This is a genomic window from Asaia sp. VD9 (assembly GCF_037150015.1).
Lineage (GTDB): Bacteria > Pseudomonadota > Alphaproteobacteria > Acetobacterales > Acetobacteraceae > Asaia.
In genome coordinates this window covers 154,248-174,463 of record NZ_JBBCQM010000002.1, presented here as the reverse complement: position 1 = coordinate 174,463, position 20,216 = coordinate 154,248, and the positions used below count along the sequence as shown (strand labels likewise).

19 protein-coding genes are annotated in these 20,216 nt (G+C 59.7%); 5 read left to right on the top strand and 14 right to left on the bottom strand.

Features of this window, described 5'->3' with window-relative positions; translation table 11 throughout:
* Nucleotides 1–33 precede the first annotated feature (33 nt).
* The 7 genes from WFJ47_RS03185 to WFJ47_RS03155 form a co-directional block, all read right to left on the bottom strand.
* A complete protein-coding gene (locus WFJ47_RS03185; RefSeq protein ID WP_336760834.1) occupies nucleotides 34–1,023 on the bottom strand; it encodes an ATP-binding protein in 990 nt (329 codons plus the stop codon).
* A gap of 168 nt (nucleotides 1,024–1,191) precedes the next feature.
* Nucleotides 1,192–1,887, bottom strand: coding sequence for a phosphate regulon transcriptional regulator PhoB (gene phoB / locus WFJ47_RS03180; RefSeq protein ID WP_127100532.1), 696 nt, complete (start codon nucleotides 1,885–1,887; stop codon nucleotides 1,192–1,194).
* Complete coding sequence (gene phoU, locus WFJ47_RS03175; RefSeq protein WP_127100534.1) at nucleotides 1,884–2,600, bottom strand: phosphate signaling complex protein PhoU; 717 nt, start codon at nucleotides 2,598–2,600, stop codon at nucleotides 1,884–1,886. Before phoU ends, phoB begins: the two co-directional genes overlap by 4 nt.
* A 31-nt stretch (nucleotides 2,601–2,631) precedes the next feature.
* Nucleotides 2,632–3,453 (bottom strand): phosphate ABC transporter ATP-binding protein PstB, encoded by an 822-nt coding sequence (gene pstB / locus WFJ47_RS03170; RefSeq protein ID WP_127100536.1) that lies wholly within the window; start codon nucleotides 3,451–3,453, stop codon nucleotides 2,632–2,634.
* A 19-nt stretch (nucleotides 3,454–3,472) separates the two neighbouring features.
* Nucleotides 3,473–4,342, bottom strand: a complete 870-nt coding sequence (pstA, locus tag WFJ47_RS03165) for a phosphate ABC transporter permease PstA (RefSeq protein WP_127100538.1) — start codon at nucleotides 4,340–4,342, stop codon at nucleotides 3,473–3,475.
* The gene (pstC, locus tag WFJ47_RS03160; RefSeq protein WP_127100540.1) at nucleotides 4,339–5,313 is read right to left on the bottom strand and encodes a phosphate ABC transporter permease subunit PstC; all 975 of its coding nucleotides are present in this window, start codon (nucleotides 5,311–5,313) and stop codon (nucleotides 4,339–4,341) included. Before pstC ends, pstA begins: the two co-directional genes overlap by 4 nt.
* A 137-nt stretch (nucleotides 5,314–5,450) precedes the next feature.
* The gene (locus WFJ47_RS03155; protein ID WP_336760831.1) at nucleotides 5,451–6,389 is read right to left on the bottom strand and encodes a glycosyltransferase family 2 protein; all 939 of its coding nucleotides are present in this window, start codon (nucleotides 6,387–6,389) and stop codon (nucleotides 5,451–5,453) included.
* 149 nt (nucleotides 6,390–6,538) lie between these two features.
* On the opposite strand from WFJ47_RS03155, the gene WFJ47_RS03150 reads away from it, so the two are divergent.
* Nucleotides 6,539–9,040, top strand: coding sequence for a glycosyltransferase family 2 protein (locus tag WFJ47_RS03150; protein WP_336760830.1), 2,502 nt, complete (start codon nucleotides 6,539–6,541; stop codon nucleotides 9,038–9,040).
* A 260-nt stretch (nucleotides 9,041–9,300) separates the two neighbouring features.
* On the opposite strand, the gene WFJ47_RS03145 is transcribed toward WFJ47_RS03150, so the two are convergent.
* Nucleotides 9,301–10,512, bottom strand: a complete 1,212-nt coding sequence (locus WFJ47_RS03145; RefSeq protein WP_336760829.1) for an MFS transporter — start codon at nucleotides 10,510–10,512, stop codon at nucleotides 9,301–9,303.
* A gap of 47 nt (nucleotides 10,513–10,559) precedes the next feature.
* Between WFJ47_RS03145 and WFJ47_RS03140 the strand changes: the two genes are divergently transcribed.
* The 3 genes from WFJ47_RS03140 to WFJ47_RS03130 all read left to right on the top strand — a co-directional run bounded on the left by WFJ47_RS03140 (nucleotide 10,560) and on the right by WFJ47_RS03130 (nucleotide 13,385).
* Nucleotides 10,560–10,937: an AtzH-like domain-containing protein gene (locus WFJ47_RS03140; protein ID WP_127100548.1), complete on the top strand. Its 378-nt coding sequence runs from the start codon at nucleotides 10,560–10,562 to the stop codon at nucleotides 10,935–10,937.
* Nucleotides 10,938–11,021: 84 nt separating this feature from the next.
* Nucleotides 11,022–11,558 (top strand): DNA starvation/stationary phase protection protein Dps, encoded by a 537-nt coding sequence (dps, locus tag WFJ47_RS03135; protein WP_127100550.1) that lies wholly within the window; start codon nucleotides 11,022–11,024, stop codon nucleotides 11,556–11,558.
* Nucleotides 11,559–11,954: 396 nt separating this feature from the next.
* Nucleotides 11,955–13,385 (top strand): calcium-binding protein, encoded by a 1,431-nt coding sequence (locus WFJ47_RS03130; protein ID WP_336760827.1) that lies wholly within the window; start codon nucleotides 11,955–11,957, stop codon nucleotides 13,383–13,385.
* 81 nt (nucleotides 13,386–13,466) lie between these two features.
* On the opposite strand, the gene WFJ47_RS03125 is transcribed toward WFJ47_RS03130, so the two are convergent.
* From WFJ47_RS03125 to ahpC, 4 genes are all read right to left on the bottom strand, one after another.
* Nucleotides 13,467–14,450 carry an aldo/keto reductase gene (locus WFJ47_RS03125; protein WP_336760825.1) on the bottom strand — a complete coding sequence of 328 codons (984 nt, stop codon included), beginning with the start codon at nucleotides 14,448–14,450 and terminating at the stop codon, nucleotides 13,467–13,469.
* Between the two features lie 119 nt (nucleotides 14,451–14,569).
* On the bottom strand, nucleotides 14,570–15,682 hold the full coding sequence (locus tag WFJ47_RS03120) for a DNA topoisomerase IB (RefSeq protein WP_336760824.1): 1,113 nt from the start codon (nucleotides 15,680–15,682) through the stop codon (nucleotides 14,570–14,572).
* A gap of 102 nt (nucleotides 15,683–15,784) precedes the next feature.
* Nucleotides 15,785–17,344, bottom strand: coding sequence for an alkyl hydroperoxide reductase subunit F (gene ahpF, locus WFJ47_RS03115; RefSeq protein ID WP_336760822.1), 1,560 nt, complete (start codon nucleotides 17,342–17,344; stop codon nucleotides 15,785–15,787).
* Nucleotides 17,345–17,427: 83 nt separating this feature from the next.
* The gene (ahpC, locus tag WFJ47_RS03110) at nucleotides 17,428–17,991 is read right to left on the bottom strand and encodes an alkyl hydroperoxide reductase subunit C (protein ID WP_127100560.1); all 564 of its coding nucleotides are present in this window, start codon (nucleotides 17,989–17,991) and stop codon (nucleotides 17,428–17,430) included.
* A 144-nt stretch (nucleotides 17,992–18,135) separates the two neighbouring features.
* Here ahpC and WFJ47_RS03105 point away from each other — a divergent pair, with 144 nt between their 5' ends.
* Nucleotides 18,136–19,077, top strand: coding sequence for a hydrogen peroxide-inducible genes activator (locus WFJ47_RS03105; RefSeq protein ID WP_127100755.1), 942 nt, complete (start codon nucleotides 18,136–18,138; stop codon nucleotides 19,075–19,077).
* Between the two features lie 122 nt (nucleotides 19,078–19,199).
* Here WFJ47_RS03105 and WFJ47_RS03100 read toward each other — a convergent pair whose 3' ends face one another.
* Complete coding sequence (locus tag WFJ47_RS03100) at nucleotides 19,200–19,814, bottom strand: hypothetical protein (RefSeq protein WP_336760820.1); 615 nt, start codon at nucleotides 19,812–19,814, stop codon at nucleotides 19,200–19,202.
* Nucleotides 19,815–19,886: 72 nt separating this feature from the next.
* Nucleotides 19,887–20,102 (bottom strand): hypothetical protein, encoded by a 216-nt coding sequence (locus WFJ47_RS03095; protein ID WP_127100562.1) that lies wholly within the window; start codon nucleotides 20,100–20,102, stop codon nucleotides 19,887–19,889.
* Nucleotides 20,103–20,216: the final 114 nt, after the last annotated feature.

Genomic DNA, 20,216 nt, shown 5'->3' with positions numbered 1-20,216 from the left:
CCCCCCAACAGATGCGCTTCCCGAGACCGGTCCCTAGCTGGTTTTGGGCAGCCAAATGCGGCAGGTCATCCCTTTGCCAGGGGCACTCTCGATGCGCAGCCGACCGCCATGCCTGTCAACGATATGCTTGACGATGGCAAGCCCCAGCCCCGTGCCCGATTGTGCAGCGGTCGCGCGCCCCTCTACACGATAGAAGCGCTCGGTCAGTCGGGGAACGTGCTGACTGTCGACGCCGCGCCCATTATCCGACACCGAAATCTCGACGCCCTTGCCATTCTCGGGCACGATTCCAACGCGGATTTCCACATCCGGTCCACCATATTTGAGAGCATTTTCGACCAGATTGAGCAGCACCTGCACGATCTGGTCCTCATCGGCCGGAAAGAACAGATCCTCCTCGGTCGGCATGAGGATCAGCCGTGCTTCCGAGGCGCGTATCAGGATCTGACTATCTTCCAGAAGACGGTCCATCAGGTCCTGTGCCGCGACTATGTCGTGCGGGCGCATGTGCTCAAGACGCTGAACACGCGACAGATAAAGCAGACGCTCGATAAGGCGTTCCATACGCGCTGCCTGCGCTGCCATGATGGCCAGAAATTGCTGCTGGGCAGCAGGATCATCTGACGCTGGTCCCTGAAGGGTCTCAATGAACCCGATGAGCGATGCCAGAGGCGTCCGTAATTCATGACTCGCATAGGCCACGAAATCGGCGCGCATGCGGTCCACGACTTCGAATTCAGAGCAATCTTCCAGGACAGCCAGAACGCCCTCATGCCACCCGATGGCGCTCGCAAAGCGTTCAGGCCACTGGCGGAACGTCACCTGAACGATGCGGCGCACCGGCACATCCAGCTCCACACGGGTCACGACACCGGTTTCGGGCGTCAGTGTGGAGAGCACCGACTGCACAGCCGGGTGGCGAATGACAGCCCCCAGCGCATCGCCGAATATCGAGTGCGCCACACGGTTGGCATGGAAGATACGCCCGCCACCATCGAGCAGGACCGCCGGTATCGGCAGCAACTCGCAAAAGGCAGGCGCTGCTGGCGATTCATGCGGCCTCGGAGCAGCGGGCAGAACCGAATGCCGATCGAGACGTGCCCTGCCGAGCCAGTATCGCCACGAGATGAACCACCCGACCAGGGAGAGACAAAGGAGGGTGGCGAGAAAAAGAGTCAGAGGCGCGTTTCCTCAGGCCTGATCGTCAAGCGCATAACCGGCAGAACGGACAGTCCGCACATAATCCAGTTCGTCGTCCAGATTGAGTGCCCGACGCAGACGACGGATATGCACATCGATCGTACGCAGCTCGACATGGACATTCGAACCCCAGACCTTCTGAAGCAGATCCTCACGCGAAAAAACTCGTCTCGGATGACGCATCAGAAACTCGAGCAGCCGGAATTCGGTCGGACCGAGAGTCAGGGCCCGCCCGTTGCGCTCGGCGCGGTGGGTCTGCAGGTCGAGCTGAAGATCAGCGAAGTTCAGCACGTTCTGCTTGACCGGCTGAGTGCGACGCAGCAAGGCGCGCAGCCGGGCATCGAGCGCCTCGATACTGCAGGGCTTGGCGATATAGTCATCGGCTCCGCTATCAAGACCGCGGATACTATCCTGCTCGTCGGCACGCGCCGTGAGCATCAGCACTGGCAGATCGTGGAGAGTCGACGTTCCCCTGATGCGCCTGCACAGATCGATGCCCGACATGCCGGGCAGCATCCAATCGAGCACGATCGCGTCGGGGCGGGCGCGGGAGATGAACTCCCAGGCCTGCTCGGCTTCGGGAAAGGCCGAGACGTCATAACCGAGCTTGTCGAGGTTATAACGGATCATCAGCTGCAGCGAGGGATCGTCCTCTACGACGACTATCTTCACCAGCGAACCACTCATCGTGAGACCACATCATCCCCTGCGGCCAGACCGCCACGCGGGCGTACCGCAGGCAGGTTCTCGCCTGTCACGGCGTAATAGACGCGCTCGGCGATGTTGGTCGTGTGATCGCCGATGCGTTCGAAGTTCTTTGCGATGAACAGCAGATGGGTGCACGGGCTGATGTTGCGCGGGTCTTCCATCATATAGGTCACGAGCTCACGAAACATGGCCGTGTAATACTCGTCGACCTCGCGATCGGCCTGCCAGACTTCGGTCGCGCGATCGGAATCCTGCTGGGTCACGGCGTCGATCACGCGGCGCAGATTTTCCTGCACCAGGCGCCCCATGCTGCGCAGCCCGGAGAGCGAGATCTGACGATCAACCAGATCGAAACGCTGGCTGCGCCGGGCGATAGACGCCGCATAATCGCCGATACGCTCCAGATCACCCGTGATCTTGAGTGCCGCCACGATCTCACGCAGATCGCCCGCCATGGGGCTGCGCAAGGCAAGGAGACGAATGGCCAGCGCCTCGACATCGCGTTCCAGCAGATCGACCTGCGGGTCCTGTGCCGGTGCGGCCTGAGCGGCATCCTCGTCATGTTCGGTTACTGCGGCGACCGCCTGGGCTACCTGACTCTCAACGATCCCGCCCATACGCGCCATCATGGCGCGCATACGATCGAGTTCCTGCTCGTAGCTCTTGACGGTGTGAAGGCTGTCCGCTGGCATGATACCTTGTCCCTACCCGCTTGGGGAAAACTTAACCGAAACGCCCGGTGATGTAATCCTGAGTCTGCTTCTGACGCGGATTGGTGAACATCCGGTCAGCACTATCCATTTCGATCAGGGAGCCAAGATAGAAAAACGCTACCTGATCCGCGCAGCGCGCCGCCTGCTGCATGTTATGCGTCACAATCGCAATGGTGAAATCCTGCTTGAGCTCGTCGAGCAGTTCCTCGATGCGTGCCGTCGAGATCGGATCGAGAGCCGAAGTCGGCTCATCGAGCAGAAGCACCTCTGGCTTGGTCGCGATGCTGCGCGCGATGCACAGACGCTGCTGCTGACCGCCCGACATGCCCGCAGCGGGCTCCTTCAAGCGATCGCGCACTTCCTTCCAGAGTGCCACACGGGTCAGCACGTCCTCGACGCGCGCATCCATCTCGGCGCGCGACAGCTTTTCGTGCAGGCGCACGCCGAAAGCGATGTTGTCGTAAATCGACATGGGAAACGGCGTGGGCTTCTGGAACACCATGCCGATGCGCGAGCGCAGCATGTTCAGATCCAGCGCCGGGTCGAGGATATCGGCCCCATCGAACAGTACCGATCCCGTGGCGCGCTGCCCCGGATAGAGGTCGTACATGCGGTTGAAGATACGCAGCAGGGTCGACTTGCCGCAGCCCGAAGGCCCGATCATGGCCGTCACGTTCTGCTTGCGAAAATCCATGGTGATGGATTTCAGCGCCTGCTTCTCACCGTAATAGAAATCGAGCTCGCGCACGGCCAGAGCGGCCTCGGGTGTCGCAGGCTGTGCGGCCCCCTGGGCCGACGATGATGCGGAAAGATCCTGCAGGGCTTCGCTCATGAGCGTGTCGTCCTCTTGCTTATGACTGTTTGCTGCGGAAGCCGAACCGCACGATGATATTGATACCGAGAACGCCAAGCGTGACCAGCAATGCACCGGTCCAGGCCAGACGCACCCAGTCATCATAGGAGGCGCCTGCATATTGATAGATGGCGATAGGCAGGCTTGCCATGGGTTTATCGAGACTGAAAGACCAGTTCTGGTTTCCGAGCGAAGTGAACAGCAAGGGTGCTGTCTCACCACTCACGCGCGCCAGGGCGAGCAGGATGCCAGTGAGTACGCCCGGCGCTGCCGAGCGCAGGCACAGGAACAGCACGACGCGCCAATGGGCGGCGCCGAGCGCCGAACCCGCCTCACGCATCGCGACAGGCACCAGACGCAGCATGTCTTCGGTGGTTCGAACGATAATGGGGACTGCCAGAATGGCGAGAGCCACAGAACCGGCGAAGCCGGAGAAGTGCCCGAAGGGCGCCACCAGAACCAGATAGACAAAAAGACCAATCAGAATGGAGGGTGCCGAAAGCAGCACGTCCGACACGAAACGCACGGCAGTGGCAAATTTCGATCCGGTACCGAATTCGGACAGATAGATACCGCATCCCAATCCGACCGGGGTGGCGATCAGAAGGGCCACAGCGGTCTGAATAAGACTGCCGAGAATGGCGTTGGCCAGACCACCATTGCTGCCGGGCGGTCCCATGGGATGCAGCAACGCAGCGAGCGACAGCCCTGCAAGCCCGTTCCAGAGCAGTGTCCAGAGGATTGAGGCGAGCGCGAGGACCAATATAGCCGTAGCCGTCAGGCTCATCCCGGTCGCAAGGCGGTCCATCAAGAGGCGCTGCGTAGCGCGCGGGTCCTTGCGCCAGCCCTGTCCCATCGACTTGCTCATGCGCGTTTCTCCCTCAGCAGCCAGCGCGCAATGGCCAACGTTGTGAAGGACAGAAGCATGAGAATGAAGCCCAGAGCCAGCAGGGAGGACAGCTTGAGACTGCCGGCGGCACTCTCGGGAAATTCCAGCGCCACGAGCGAGGCCACCGTGTTGCGCGGGGCGAAAAGCGACCAGCCGATGGTATTGGCATTACCGATCACGAAGGTAACAGCCATAGTCTCGCCCAGGGCACGGCCCATGCCCAGCACCACACCGCCAATCATGCCAGCGCGAGACCAGGGCACGATCACGCGACGCATGACCTCCCAGCGCGTCGCACCCAACCCATAGGCGCTCTCCTTGAGCATGGGCGGCATGACAGCAAACACATCACGCATGACTGCGGTGACGAACGGAGTGATCATGACAGCCAGAACGAGACCGCCCGTAAGCAGGCCGTATCCGAAGGGCGCGCCATGAACGAGCCAGCGCACACCGGGCACATGACCGAAATGATGCCGGAAAAAGGGCTGAACATGCTGCGCCATGAAAGGCACGACCACGAAGAAGCCCCACATACCAAAAATGATCGAGGGCACTGCGGCCAGGAGCTGCACCGCTGTCCCCACCACCCCGGCCACCATGGGTGGCGCAATGTTGGTCAGCCAGAAGGCGGCCCCGAATGCAAGCGGCACACCGATGGCAATGGCAATCAGTGTCGAGCCGATCGTGCCGAACACCGGTGCCAGAGCGCCATATTCGTTGGTGACAGGATTCCAGACATTGCTGAACACGAACCCCGGGCCGAACGCACCGAAGGCCTTGCTGCCGCCGAACGCCATGGTCAGAACAAGACCGCCCAGCGACACCAGAACGAGCAGGGCGCACGCCCCCACGAGCAGACGAAACAGCCGGTCACCCTTCCAGAAGGGAGTTTTGCGGGCTTCCTGGATCGGTGCAGGCTGGGTCCGCGAAGCGGCAGCACTAGTCATACGGTCGTTGCGTCCTGGCTCAAACGAGGAGGGATCAGGGTGGTCAGGCATCCTGTGCCAGTTTGTCGTGTAGCTTTCCAGCCCGTGCGAGACAACAAGCCTCGCCGCCGCCAGCCTGTGAATATTTCATGACACTCTCAGAATTGACGCCCTTCTGCCCAGCCATGAACCAGAAAATGCACGAGTGCCCCCGGTGGCCACCCCGCGACATCGCCATTCATCTCCAGGTATCGCTGCCCGGACCACTGTCTGGAAACCCGGCCATCCGCCAGAAGTGAAGGCCCGTTCTCGACGTGAACCGGGAGAGCGGAGGGCGAACCTGCCCAGGGCAGATAGAGATGCAGCATGCCATTATAGCGGTCGCGATAATGCGCTTCGTCCTCGAGTAGAACACTCACCAGATGACGACCGGGCAGATTGGGCGTGATCGCGTAGCGCATCAGCGCTGCCCGATCATCGGGGTCAACCAGAGAATTGCTCAGCTTCACCCGAGCACGCCCACGCATCTCGGCATAATCGTGATTATGCCAATGAAGATAGACAAAGCGTGTCAATACATAGCCGGGCGCCACGCGCGAGGCGGGATTATGCTGCCCGTTATCGACCACGCCTACGGTCCGCGCCGCCACGAAGCCCTTGATGAATTCGGGATCGAAGGCAAACCAGCCCGGCTTGCCCGGGACATTGAAGAAGGACCCGCCGATCCGGAACGCGCTTTTCTCCCCGTGTAACCGGGCAAATTCGGCGTGTATCTTTGCCGAACTGGTCGAAATCCCCTCCTCATCCGCAACCACCAGAAACTCGTCGCAATCGACCGGCAACGCAAATTCGTAATCGTGGAGGCGGTCCCATTGCCTGATCTCACGGGCAAAATGACGCCCCTTGCCGTGAAAGTCATCGGGCAGTTTGTGGTCGCGTCTGATCGTGGCGCCACAACGCGCGGCCTGATCGAGCAGATGCAGGGTCAGCGGATCAGTCGATCCGTTGTCGAAGATGACAAGATTTCCAAAACCGAAAATCTGGCCATAATAGGAGAGCCATGCCATCAGCATGGCGCCCTCGTCACGCTGCATCATGACCACACGAATGCGGGGCGAGGTCAGAATGAGACTTCTCCGCGCGTACGGTTCTCACCGGCGACGCATATCAGGCCCTGCGTTTCGCTACTCCCAATCCAGTATAAATTGGGTTTTCGACATAGTTTTTCTTGTATCGGGATTTTTTCATGACGAGTTCCCAGGGAAACAGCCCGTTTTTGGGCTATTGCGACGGTATTCATAAAGAAATACTGATCGGCTGGGCAGTCAACCGTCTGGATCCCTATCAACCGGTGCGCCTGCACGTCCTGATAGACGGCCAGGAAATCGCCCAGATCCTCGCGGACCAGTCCCGATCAGACGTTCAGACCGCACTGAAGACCCCCCATGATCGCCTCGGATTCAGCTTCACCATTCCGGTTCGCTTTATGGATGGCGTGGCGCATGAACTGTCGATACGCCTGCCGGATCGGACGATCCTGCCGATTGCCGAGCAGAACGGAGAAAACGCCCGCACGTCCCAAAGCTTCAAAATAGATGCGCGACCGGAATATACGAGCTGTGTCGACGGGGTCAAACAGGGCGCTCTGAAAGGCTGGGTTCTCCAGAAGATGCCGGGGGAGAGCGAATGGCGAGGCGATTGCATTGTCTCCGTGACCGCCAATGGCGTTCTGGTGGCACAGGTACGGGCCGATCGCTATCGCGGCGATGTAGCAGCGGCTGTGGGCTGCAACCCCAATTGCGGTTTCGACATTCCCATCCCGCAGCGCTTCAGAGGGTCTTCTCCGCGCAGCTTCTCGGTCAAGATCCTGCCCGAAGGCGAGGAGTTGATGGGCAGCCCCTTCACCACCTCGATTGCTGATGACGCGCTTGAAACACGCCTGCTCGATATCGCCGAGACCATCGACGAGCTGCATCGGGAACTGACAAAGCTGCGCACCGAAATACGCAATGCGATCCCGCGCGCCGGGTATAATCTCGGCAATTACGATCGCTGGGCCCTGCTCTATTACACGGCCCTGCGCGAACGCACCGCGCTACTGCGCGTGAAGGCCCCCCTGGGGACGGAGCCGCTCGTCAGTATCCTGTGCCCGACCTACAAGCCTCTCAAGGCTGATTACGTGACGGCCATCGAGTCCGTACTGCGTCAGACCTGGCGCAACTGGGAGCTGATTCTGATCGATGACGGGTTGGTCTGCCCGCAGACCACTGCACTGATGCAAGAATATGCTGCCCGTGATGCACGCATCCGCGTTCTGCCTCTCGAGAAGAATCTGGGCATTTCAGGCGCTACCAATGCGGGTATGGACGCCGCCACAGGCCTGTACACGGTCTTTTTCGACCATGACGACATGCTCGTGGATGTCGCAATCGAGACGATGATGCGCAAGGCGCTGGAGACAAACGCCCTCCTACTCTATTCGGACGAAGACAAGGTCGATCAGGCCAATAACTGGCAATCCCCCAACTTCAAGCCCGATTTCAACTACCGCTATCTGCTGGGCTGCAACTATGTCTGCCATCTCACCATGGTCGAAACCGAGACCATGCGAAAGATCGGCCCACTCCGGGCAAAGTATGATGGCGCTCAGGATCATGATTTCATCCTGCGCGCCTGCGAGATCATTCCCCATGACCGGATCGGTCATGTTGCGGAACTGCTCTACCACTGGCGCATGACGCCCAATTCGACGGCTGTGACCGTCGGCAACAAGAACTATGCCATCGCGGCGGGGGTGAAAGCCGTTTCGGATCATCTGGATCGGTGTGGCTATGAGGCCGCTGTTTCCTCCATCAATGGGCTCACCCTGTATCGCGTGGATTGGCGCCTCAGCGCTTCCCCGAAAGTGTCGATCATCATTCCGTTCAAGGACCAGATCGATATCACACAGCGCTGCATCGAAACCCTTCTGGAACGCACGGCCTATGACAATTACGAGATCGTGCTGATCAATAACTGGTCGGTCACGCCGGAGGCCCATGCTTTCATGGAAAGATTCGGCGCACACGAGAAACTGCGCTTTCTGACCATCGAGGAGCCGTTCAATTACTCGCGGCTCAACAATCTGGCCGCTCATGGCTGCACCGCCGATTTCCTGCTTTTCCTCAATAATGATGTCTTCGTGGAAGAGAAAAACTGGCTGCGGCTGATGGTCAACGAGGCCCTCGCCGATCCGCAGGTCGGCGCGGTCGGCGCGCGGCTGCTCTACCCCAACCAGACCATTCAGCATGCGGGCGTGGTCGTGGGACCCGCCGGTGTCGGTGCCCACGCCCATCGCGGATGCGGTCCCGAGGATTACGGCTATATCGGGCGGATCCTGCTCAGCCATGAAGTGACCGCCGTCACCGCAGCCTGCATGCTCGTGCGTCGGGAGGTGTTCGAGTCAGTCGGTGGCTTCGACGAGATCGAGCTCAAGATCGCCTATAACGATGTCGATCTCTGTCTCCGGATCAGGGATGCAGGGCACAGGATCATCTATTGCGCCGAGGCCGTGGCCTGGCATCACGAAAGCCTGACACGCGGCTCTGACGATGTGCCCGAACATGAGGCACGGTTCTTCCAGGAAGGCCAGATCATGCAAAAACGCTGGGCAGGCCACCCGCTTTTCGAGCGCGATCCGGCCTATCCTCGTTTTTTCACTGTCGATCTCCAGCCCTTCTTCGATCTTGTCGACCCCACCCGCAGCTGATTTGCAGGACATGATGCGTCCATAAGAAGCGAGAGCGGCAGGGGGATGATTGGCAGGGGCGAGACTAGAAGGCGACCGACCCCGGGGTGGGACTGACAGACGCAGGATCGCTCCGGTGCGTCCGTTTCCCCGTCGCACTGCCGCTGAATTTTCCCTGCGGAATGGCCTGGCACGAGCCCGTCCTTCTTGCGCCCTCCCGCATCCGGAACCTGTCAGGCCGAGCACCATGATCGCATAAAAGGGGGCCGAAGCCCCCTTTTTCAAACTCTGGGTATGTTGTTCTTCTTCGATTTGAACTCATCGGCGATGCTCAGCACATAGATGCCAAAACCTCCCAGTGAGAGGGCAAGTCCGACCCACCCCACCGACGTCCAGCCGAGTCCTGCCGAGATCGCGAGCCCCCCGAGCCAGGGGCCGACGGCATTGGCAATGTTGAACGCACTCTGGTTCAGCGCCGCCGCCAGGCCTTCTGCTCCGACCGCAACGGTAAGCAGGCGCGCCTGAACCACTGTCGCCAGACCGCCACTCGCGCCGATCATGAAGACATTGATGGCCAGCGGGATGAATTTATGGGCCGCCTCGGGAAAGCCCGCCATGGACGCCGCCCCCATGAGCAGCACCCCTGCAAGCGTGGGCATCATCTTGTGATCAGCGAGCCAGGCACAAACCAATGTGCCGATGGTCATGCCGATACCAAAGACAGCCAGCATGATCGGAACATAGGATTCGGGCACTTCGGTCACATGAATCATGATCGAGGCCAGATAGGTATAAACACAGAACACACTGCCAAATCCCACCGCGCCAATGGCGAGGGTCAGCCAGACCTGCTTGAGCTTGAGCGCTGTGAACTCATTGAGAATGCTGGCATCCTTGCGCGGCGTATCGCGGGGGGCAAAAGCCATCAGGAGCAGCGCCGTGCACAGGGCCAGGAAGGCGATCAGCGCGAAGGCCCAGCGCCACCCGACAATCTGCCCGATCCCATTAGCCAGGGGCACCCCCCCGATCGTGGCAATGGTCAGACCCAGAATCACGCGCCCCACAGCCTGGGAGCGCTTGTTCGGGGGCACCAGCGAGGAAGCCAGAATACCGGCTATGCCAAAATAGGCGCCATGCGGCAGGCCACTGATGAAACGGCACGCGAGAAAAAGGAGATAATTGGGCGCGATCGCGCTGATACCATTGCCCAGCATGTAGAGCAGCATCATGCTGATGAGCATGGTACGACGGCTGATCCCCGCGCTGAACAGCGCTATTGTGGGAGCGCCCACGCACACACCGGCTGCATAGAGCACGATGGCATGGCCCGCCTCCGGATCGGTCACACCGAAACTATGGGCAATCATTGGCACAAGGCTCATCGCGGCGAATTCAGCCGTGCCAATTGCAAAGGCCCCAAGGCCGAGACTAAAAAATATGATGCGTATGTCGCGCATCGACCGTGCCAGATCGCCAGATCCCAAGCCGCTCATGCCACCCTCAGCAAGTCTATGAATTACTCTCGCAAATAAGGGCGCCCATGACTTCTGCCGCATATCCCGAGACCGTCTCTGCCCTTACTCTGGCATCGGACGAATATGAAGAGGCACTGGCACAAAATGATGTCCCGCGCCTCGACGCCCTGTTCAGCGATGACCCGAATGTGATCCGCCTCGGCGCGACCGAGAATCTGTTCGGACCGGAGGCGATTGCTGCCTTCAGACGGGGGCGGACCGGGGGCGCACCGCCGCGTGAACGCCTCCGCCGGGACATCGTGGCCACCAGCCCCTTGTCAGGGTGCGTCACGATCCTCTTCAGGAACCTCAGCACAGGTCAGACTGGTAGGCAGAGCCAGACCTGGATCAAGGAGGGAAACCACTGGCGTATCCTGGTCGCTCATGTGTCTTTCCTTGTCTGAGTGGCGCAACCGACCCATATCATGAGCGTTCAGTTCTCATCGCTTTCTGCGAATGTCCGACAGCTAAAACGCAAGGGTATAACAATGACCACCAAACACGCGATGCATACGACCCAGAATGCTCTCAAGTCGAACGCCAAGACGGTCTCGATCGAGACACTCAATGCACGCCTGGCCGACCTGATCGATCTCGCGTTGATCACCAAGCAGGCCCACTGGAATCTGAAGGGGCCGCAGTTCATCGGTGTGCACGAAATGCTCGATGGCTTCCGCGACAGCGTCGACGATCTGGTCGACAAGGTTGCCGAGCGCGCCGTGCAGCTGGGAGGGACCGCCTACGGGACGGTTCAGGATGTATCCAAGAACTCGGCCTGCACTCCCTATCCGACCGATGTCTACAAGATCGCAGATCATATCTCGGCCCTCATCGACCGTTATGCGACGGTCGCCAACAACGTGCGCGAATCCATTGACGTAACCGATGAGGCAGGTGACGCCGATACGGCAGACCTGTTCACCGAAGCATCGCGCGCACTCGACAAGCATCTCTGGTTCCTCGAGGCGCACACCCAGGAGCCGACGGGGCAGATGCGTGACGGCGACCATACGGGCGCCCGCTAAGCTCCCGCTCTAGCGGAAGCAGCAAGAGATGAACCCCGTTCTCTTTATGAGACCGGGGTTTTTTCATGCGTCGTACAGCGGCGTCTTATCAGGATAGTCCCCATATCGCCCGAGCGCCCCTTGTCGTGCCTTCAGGTGCGGGTGCTCACCTTTCCCCTGAAAAAAAGATTTACGGCATGCGCTGCGCGGCAATGTAATCTTGCGGCGTACGCGACCTACGACGCTACAATGCGGTAAGCGTTAACAAAAAACGAAATAATAATGATTGTTGATGGTCAAACCGTCACGATTTGCGAGATTCCACTTAAATTAACGTAACTCGCGTTCCGGTTACAGTCTGTTTAACGGCATAACATTCATGGCTCCCCCGGGCTTTCCTCATATGGGTGGAACAGGATGAGTATTGTCACGATTGTCGGAACGTCTGGTACCGCGATTCACGTCACCGTTGACGGTGGACGTGCACAGGGCTTGGCTGAGCTCTACGCGCAGCAGATGGCCGATGCGTTTCAGAAGAACAAACTCGCCTCTGTGCGTCTTGCCCAGGGAGACAGCTCGGTGACTGGCACCGATAGTGTCACTCTGCAGGGCATGATCGCGTCGACCGGCGATTATGCTCCGCATGGCGATTACACATTCATCGGGGTGGGCAACTGGGCCGACAGCACAGCCTATCGCGCGGGCGAGACAGCAGATGGACGCGTCACGATCGAGGGCGCTGGACTCACCTCCACGGGTATCGTGACGATCCTCGGCGGAAATACCGATGGAATCACGTTCAACGCCGGAAGTTCGAATGGAAGTTTTCTGGGTGTCAGTGGCGATAACTATTTCAACGGTGCAAGCCAGTCAGCAAACTGGACGATCGTAACCGCTGCGGGTAACGACACCATCCTGGCGACGAACGGCACAAATGACATCGATGCCGGCACGGGTGAAAACCTGATCATGCTGCAGCGCGGTGTGAACAGGGTTGTCTCTGAGGGAAGCGATACCATCCGCGGGATCAGCGGTGGCCAGGATTCAGTCACATTGCTGGGCGGGAACTCCTTTGTCACGCTCAAGGAAAACGCCTATGTCGCCGATCAGGGTAGTGTGGCCAGCACCATCACACTGGGCGACAATAGCAGCGTCGTCGGAGGATCGGGCTCGATTGTCTTCTTCACTGGTGCCAAGGGAACCTTGACCGGTGCAAGCAATGATACGGTCTCGGCTCTGGGCGATCTGCGCGTCGATCAAGGGAGTGGGCAGACACTGAGTGTCACGGGCGCGCTCTCCTTCATCGCCGGGACGGGGAGCACCCAGGTCCAAGCCAGTCAGGCCACGCTATGGGGCGCGGATCATCTGTCATTGTCACTCGATGTCACCGGAACGGCATTGTGGACGGGCAATCAGAGCGCCTCGAGCACGAATGAACTCGTCGACGCCTCCTCATCGACCGGACACCTCGAAGCCTGGAGCGGTGCTGGCAACCAGACCCTCATCGGGGGCCAGGGAGGTGATCATTTCGTATTCGGAACATCTTTCGGCGATAATAGAGGGGCGACCAACGTGACCGTCACCGGTGGCAGCGGCGCGGCAAACACATTTGGCGTGCTGTCCGGTCATACAGCGGGTGATGTGACCATCACCGATTTCTCGGCGGCCGCGGGCAATACGTTCTTCATGTATAACTATCGGCCTGGCAACGCCCAGAAGGAGATCAACGCCTTGCTCGGTACGGCGACGGTATCCGGAGGTAACACCTCCATCATGCTCGATAATGACATGAAAGTGACTTTCCTTGGTGTCACAGACCTCAAGGCATCTGACTTCTCGATCAGTTGAGGCCCCCCTTCCGCTCCCGCAAAAACAGCCAGATGCCCAATCAGGGCATCCGCACGCAGTATTTCCGGCAACGGAACCGCCCTACCGGTTGACGAGCTTCATGTTGCTCTCATTGTAGCGCTGACCCGTGACCCGCTCAGCGCTCAACGCTGAGTCGAGTGCCGCAAGATCCTCCTGCCCGAGCCTGACCGTCAGGGCACCGAGATTGTCATCAAGGTAAGTCTGCCGCTTCGTACCGGGTATCGGCACGATGTCCGGCCCCTTTGCAAGCAACCACGCCAGTGCGATCTGGGCAGGCGTGGCTTCATGGCGGGTGGCAATAACCCCTACGACTTCAGCGGCTTTCTGGTTGGCTGTAAAGCTCGCCCCCTGGAAACGTGGATCTGTGTGGCGGAAATCGGTCACCGGATAGTCCTCTGCGGGTTTGGCCGTGCCCGTCAGAAACCCGCGCCCAAGCGGGCTGAATGGTACGAAGCCGATGCCGAGTTCGCGTAGAAGCGGCAGGATTTCGGCTTCCACATTGCGTTCCCAGAGCGAGTACTCACTCTGCAAGGCGGTCACGGGATAGACGGCATGCGCCTCACGTATGGCCCCCACTCCGGCCTCAGAGAGGCCAAAATGCAAGACCTTGCCCTCCTCGACCAGCTTGGCCACAGTCCCAGCGACCTCAGCCATGGGAATGGCGGGGTCCACGCGATGCTGATAGAGCAGGTCGATGCGATCGGTCTGCAGACGCCGAAGGGAGGCTTCGACCACCTCCCGGATATGGGACGGGCGACTGTCCACTCCAACGGATTTCCCGTTCTCTATTCGGAAGCCGAATTTGGTGGCCAGTGTCAGTCTCCCTCGACGGGATGACAGGGCGCGCCCCAGGAGTTCCTCGTTGCGAAAGGGGCCATAGACCTCGGCGGTGTCGAACAGGGTAATCCCCCGCTCGATAGCGCGGTCGAGCGTTGCGAGGCTCTCACGCTCATCAGCTTCCCCATAGGACTGGCTCATGCCCATGCAGCCCAGCCCCAGAGCGGAGACGCGCAGTGCTGACGTTCCAAGAACGCGATATTCCATGACCCTCTCCTCTGTCATCGACCCGGAGCAACGGCCGTCGCCCCCGGGGGAGGCGCAGCGCCTTATCCTGCTTTGACGCCGCTCCGGAATTTTCAGGGAAAACTAAAGCCAGGAACGTGTCAGGGTTTCCTGCGCTTGCCCGGCGGTTTGGCCGGTTTTTCCAGAAGGCGGGTGAGATATCCTACCATCATGGCCTCATCGGCACTCAGGGAGGTGCACCCGGTTTCCTGCTCCAGCAGGTCTTCGGCCTGTCGGGCGAAGGCCTTGCGCAAGCTGCCATCGAGATAACCCGTCAGGATCTGGGGGTGAATGTAACATTTGCGACAGACGCTGGGCGTGTTACCCAATCGTGCTGCCACATGCTCAATGGTCCGCAGGATATTCTTCTTCGCGCGCGCCCGACTATCACCCTCCTCGAGGCTGGCCAGAGTCAGCGCTGCCAAATGCGTGGCGGCCCAGGTGCGGAAATCCTTCGCCGTGATTTCCTCGCCGCTGATCTCCTGCAGATAGGCATTCACGTCATGAGAGTGGATCTCGTGGCGCTCTCCCTCATCATCGACGTACTGGAAGAGCTTTTGACCCGGCAGGTCCTGAAGCCGGGAAATCACGCGCACCAGCTTGGGATCACGCACGTCCAGATGCGCCTCGATACCGTGCTTGCCCCTGAAATCGAGGGCAAGCCTGCCGCCCTCGACGGTCGCATGACGATGGCGCAGCGTCGTCAGGCCGAAACTGCGGTTTTCCTTTGCGTAGGTTTCGTTGCCGATACGCGCCATGGTGCGCTCCATCAGCCTGACCACAGCGGCGAGAACACGGGTTCGATTGAGATGCGGGTGGCGCAGATCCTCATCCACACGCTGCCTTATGAGAGGCAGCTTGTCGCCAAAGACGAGCATGCGGGCGAACTTGTCTTCATCACGCACAAGACGCCAACGTGGATGGTAACGATATTGCAGCCTGCCGCGACTATCCTTGCCCACGGCCTGCAGGTGCCCTTTCGGGTTGGGGCAGATCCAAACATCCTGATAGGCAGGCGGGATGGCCAGACCCTTGATACGACTCAGGCTCTCGGGAGTGGTGATCCGCTCGCCGTCCGGCGTGCGATAGAAGAAACCACGACCGGCCCGATGCCGTGTGATGCCCGGGCGGGAACGATCCACATAGGTCAACCGGGCGGATCGGGCGTGATCGCGTGCCTCCTGTTCGGCGCTGCTCATCGTCTGATTGTCCATCGCACTCCCTTCCCGATCCCCTCGCATGGGGAGGAAAAAGCGCGACAGGGGCAGAAGGGTTCCCCCTCCTGCCCCTGCCAGACGAGACGATCATATGGTGCCTTATTCTGCCGGCAAACGAATGAGATAGTCAAAGGCAGAAAGCGCGCTCTTCGCTCCCTCACCGACAGCAATGACGATCTGCTTATAGGGCGTCGTCGTGGCATCACCGGCGGCAAAGACGCCCGGCACGGAGGTCGCGCCGTGATCATCGACCTTGATCTCGCCGAAATCGTTCAGCGCGAGCGTGTTTCGCAGCCATTCCGTGTTAGGCAGCAGACCGATCTGGACGAACACACCTTCGAGGTCGATCCTGTGATCCTTGCCATCGCCCCCGCGATAGGTCAGACCATTCACCTTGGTGCCATCGCCTTCAATCCGGCTCGTCAGCGCTTCGGTCAGTACCGTCACATTGGGCAGGCTGCGCAGCTTGTCCTGCAATACCTTGTCAGCCTTCAGCTTCGAACTGCGCTGCAACAGCGTGACATGACCAACGATACCAGCGAGATCGATAGCTGCCTCGACACCGCTATTGCCCCCACCGGCCACAGCAACGCGCTTGCCCTTGTAGAACGGGCCGTCACAATGCGGACAATAGGCGACACCCTTGGTGCGATACTCTTCCTCACCCGGCACACCGAGCTGACGCCAATGGGCACCGGTCGTCAGAATAACTGTGCGGCTATGCAGGATCGCCCCGCTTTCAAGCGCAATCCCATGCAGCCCACCCACACGGGATGCCGGAAACAGCTCCTTGGCGCGCTGCCCCGAGATGATCTCCACGTCATAGCTGCGCACATGGGCCTCGAGCTGGGCCGAGAGTTTGGGGCCCTCGGTTTCCTTGATCGAAATGAAGTTCTCGATCCCCGCCGTATCCATGACCTGACCGCCGAAACGATCGGCCACGAGTCCCGTGCGCAATCCCTTGCGCGCTGCATAGATTGCGGCGGAGGCACCGGCAGGGCCGCTGCCGATGATCAGCACATCGAAGGCCGGCATGTCCTTCAGGCGCTCGGCTGCACGGCGCGGTGCATCGTCATCCAGCTTGGCGAGGATCTGGTTCACATCCATGCGCCCGGAGCCGAAGGCCGTGCCGTTCAGATAGATCTGGGGCACGGTCATGATGTTCTTGGAGGCCACTTCCTCCTGGAACAACGCGCCGTCGATCGTCGTCACATTGATCGCAGGATTGATCACGCTCATGGCGTTCAGAGCCTGGACCACATCCGGACAGTTCTGGCAGGACAGGGAGACGAAGATCTCGAACCGGAATTCACCCCCGAGCCCCTTGATCTGCGTGGCAATTTCCGGGTCGATCTTGGGCGGATGACCGCCTGCCTGAAGCAACGCCAGCACGAAAGAGGTGAATTCATGCCCCATAGGAATGGCGGCGAAATTCACGCCATGACGGCTATCGCCGCGCCTGATCAGGAAGGAGGGACGACGCTCGCTCACACCGTCTGCCGAGTAGGTCACTTTATCGGAGAGGGCAGCAACTTCCTGGAGGAGTTCACCCATCTCCCGCGCTTTCGCGCTCCCGTCGAGGGACGCTTCAAGCACGACCGGATGGGCCAGATTGGCGAGATAGGTCGAAAGCTGTGACTTGATGGGGTCCTGCAACATCAGGCTGATCCTGCTCTTTCCGATAAACTGCGCCGAAGCAATCCGGCGGGGTTGGCCCGGCGCGAAGGCCGGGCCAGACGACCTCAGATCTTGCCGATCAGGTCGAGCGACGGGGACAGGGTGGCTTCACCCTCTTTCCACTTCGCGGGGCAGACTTCACCCGGATGCGAGGCAACATACTGCGCTGCGCGGATCTTTTCGATCAGTTCGGCAGCGGAGCGGCCAACGCCACCCGAAGTCACCTCGATGTACTGAATTTTGCCTTCGGGATCGATCAGGAACGTGCCGCGATCGGCCATGCCTGCTTCCTCGATCATGACGTCGAAGTTACGGCTGATCGTGCCCGTCGGATCGGCCAGCATGACGTACTGGATCTTGCCAATAGCCGGCGACGTGTCGTGCCAGGCCTTGTGCGTGAAGTGCTTGTCGGTGGAGACCGAGTAGATCTCGACGCCAAGCTGCTTGAAGGTAGCGTAATTCTCGGCCAGATCTTCAAGTTCGGTCGGGCAGACGAAGGTGAAGTCAGCAGGATAGAAGAAGAAGACGGACCACTTTCCCTTCACATCCGCTTCCGACACCTTGATGAACTTGCCATCATGGTAGGCATCGGTCTCGAAAGGCTTCACGGTCGAATTGATGCGTGGCATGTCATATGCTCCCTGGTTCACATCGCTGTTTGATGACGGGCTCGTTGTCCCACGAACACGAACGCCTCGGAAATCGTTTCTGTCAATGGCAGATATAGGCAGAACCGTTTTTACCGGCATCACGGATTGGTCCTATCTATGTCCATGACCTATATTCCTCTTTCCGGCCTCTCCCTTCGCGATATCGAATATGTGGTGGCGGTCGATGATCTGCGCAATTTCTCGCGGGCCGCCGAGCGATGTGGCGTGAGCCAGGCGGGATTATCAGAACAGGTTCGCAAGCTCGAGTTACTACTCGATGTCACCCTTTTCGAGCGCTCGCGCCGCCATGTCGCGCCGACTCCGGATGGTATTCGCCTGATTGCCATGGGCCGGGAGGTTCTGGCCTCAGCACGCGCCATGATAGAGGCTGCACGCGCACGCACGGGTCCCCTGGAGGGGCTGCTACGTATCGGAGTGATCGCAACCCTCGGCCCTTACTACGTACCGAGCCTCCTGCCATTGCTGCGCCGCGCCTATCCCGAACTGAAACTGCAGCTGACGGAAAGCCTGACCCAGAGCATGCTGTCACGCTTGCGCCAGAACGAGCTGGATCTCGTTTTCGCAGCCCTCCCCGTTCCGGGCGAGAGCTTCGAAACCTTTCCGCTCTTCGAGGAACCCTTCCTGGCCGTTTTTCCGCGCAACCATCCGCTCGCCACGCGGGACGCACTGACGATGCAGGATCTGGCCGCCGATCACGATGAAAATGGATTGCTGTTGCTGGAAGACGGGCATTGCCTGCGCGATCAGGCACTTGCCGTGTGTGGCATGATGCCGGCACGGGATCAGCAGCGTCTGGCGACCAGCCTGGAAATGCTATGGCACATGATCGGCGCGGGAGAAGGCTATTCCCTCATACCTCAGCTGGCTCTGAGGAACCGCGCCGAGTGGGACGAACTCGTGGTCACACGCCCCATGGCCCCTGCCAGTCGGCAGATCGGCCTGGTCTGGCGCAGTTCGGACCCTCGTGGTCCCGCATTCAGGGACTTCGCGGCTTTTCTGGCAGATAATATCCCCGAGGGTTGCCTGCCACCGAGCGCAGGCTGAGCAACATGACCAATGCTGTAAGGTTCTCACAAGGCGGTGTTGGGCACACGCCTTGAAGTCCGATCAGGCAGATGGCGCGTTAGCGCGCAGGTCGCCCTGCGCTCACAGCGCTCTCTCGTTGATCAGAACAGCCAGCTCCAGAAGCCCTTGTCCTTCAGGTCATTTTCGCAACTCGCATATTGCGCGGCATAGACATTCGACCGCGCTCCCACCTTGCGTGCGACCGTCATGAGCCAGCCCTTGCTGGCATAGGAGCGTTTGCGATATCCGCCCCAGCCCTCATGATAAGCCAGATACTGCCTCATCCCGTCTGTCACGGGCACATGGGCCTGTCTCTTCGTGCTGGTGACATACCAGTTGATGAAGTCGAGCGAATCCGCGAAATCTTCACGACTGGCGCTCGTATCGGTCGCACGCTGGTAATCCTGCCAGATCTCATCCTTGGCTTGAGGATACCCATAGGCGGTCGTGATATATCCCCATGGAATGAACCATAGAATATAGGTGCGCTTGGTGTGCAGATTACTGTGGAATCCTGATTCCTGATACATGATCGCCATCGGCACGGAGAACGGGACGTTCCACTTCTTCTCCTGCCGAAGCGCCGCATGATACCAGCCCCGTTTCTCGTGAAAGACGGAACAGATATCATCCGGATGCGCAGGGGGCGTGGGCGTACAGCCCCCCAGCAACAAGGCCGCAGGGGCAATCGACGAAATCAGTTTTCTGACAGACACTCTCGCCCCAGTTCCTGACACCCGAATGACCCAGCCAGGCCATTCCGGTCCAGTCAGGGACGATACGACCTGTCAGCCTTCGAGCTTGACGTCCCCGGCCCATTCATCGCGCGGGATCAGGGACAAATCGGCTGCGCAGGTCCCGACCATATAGCGATCGACGTCCCAGGACCAGATTTCAGGTGCGTTGACCGGCTCGGCTCCACCATAGGTCGGCAGGGAAAACGAGAGGCCGACCGATCCGGTCTTGATGGCTTCATACAGGCTGTCGAGCGTCGGATACATCATGAGCAGAGTGACCTTTTCCAGGTGAACCGGTTATTGAATTCCGGGTTGCAGGCAAAACCGGCGAGCCCTGTCGCGGTTTCTGTCTCTGGGGGCGCCGTAGCCGTCACTTTTCCG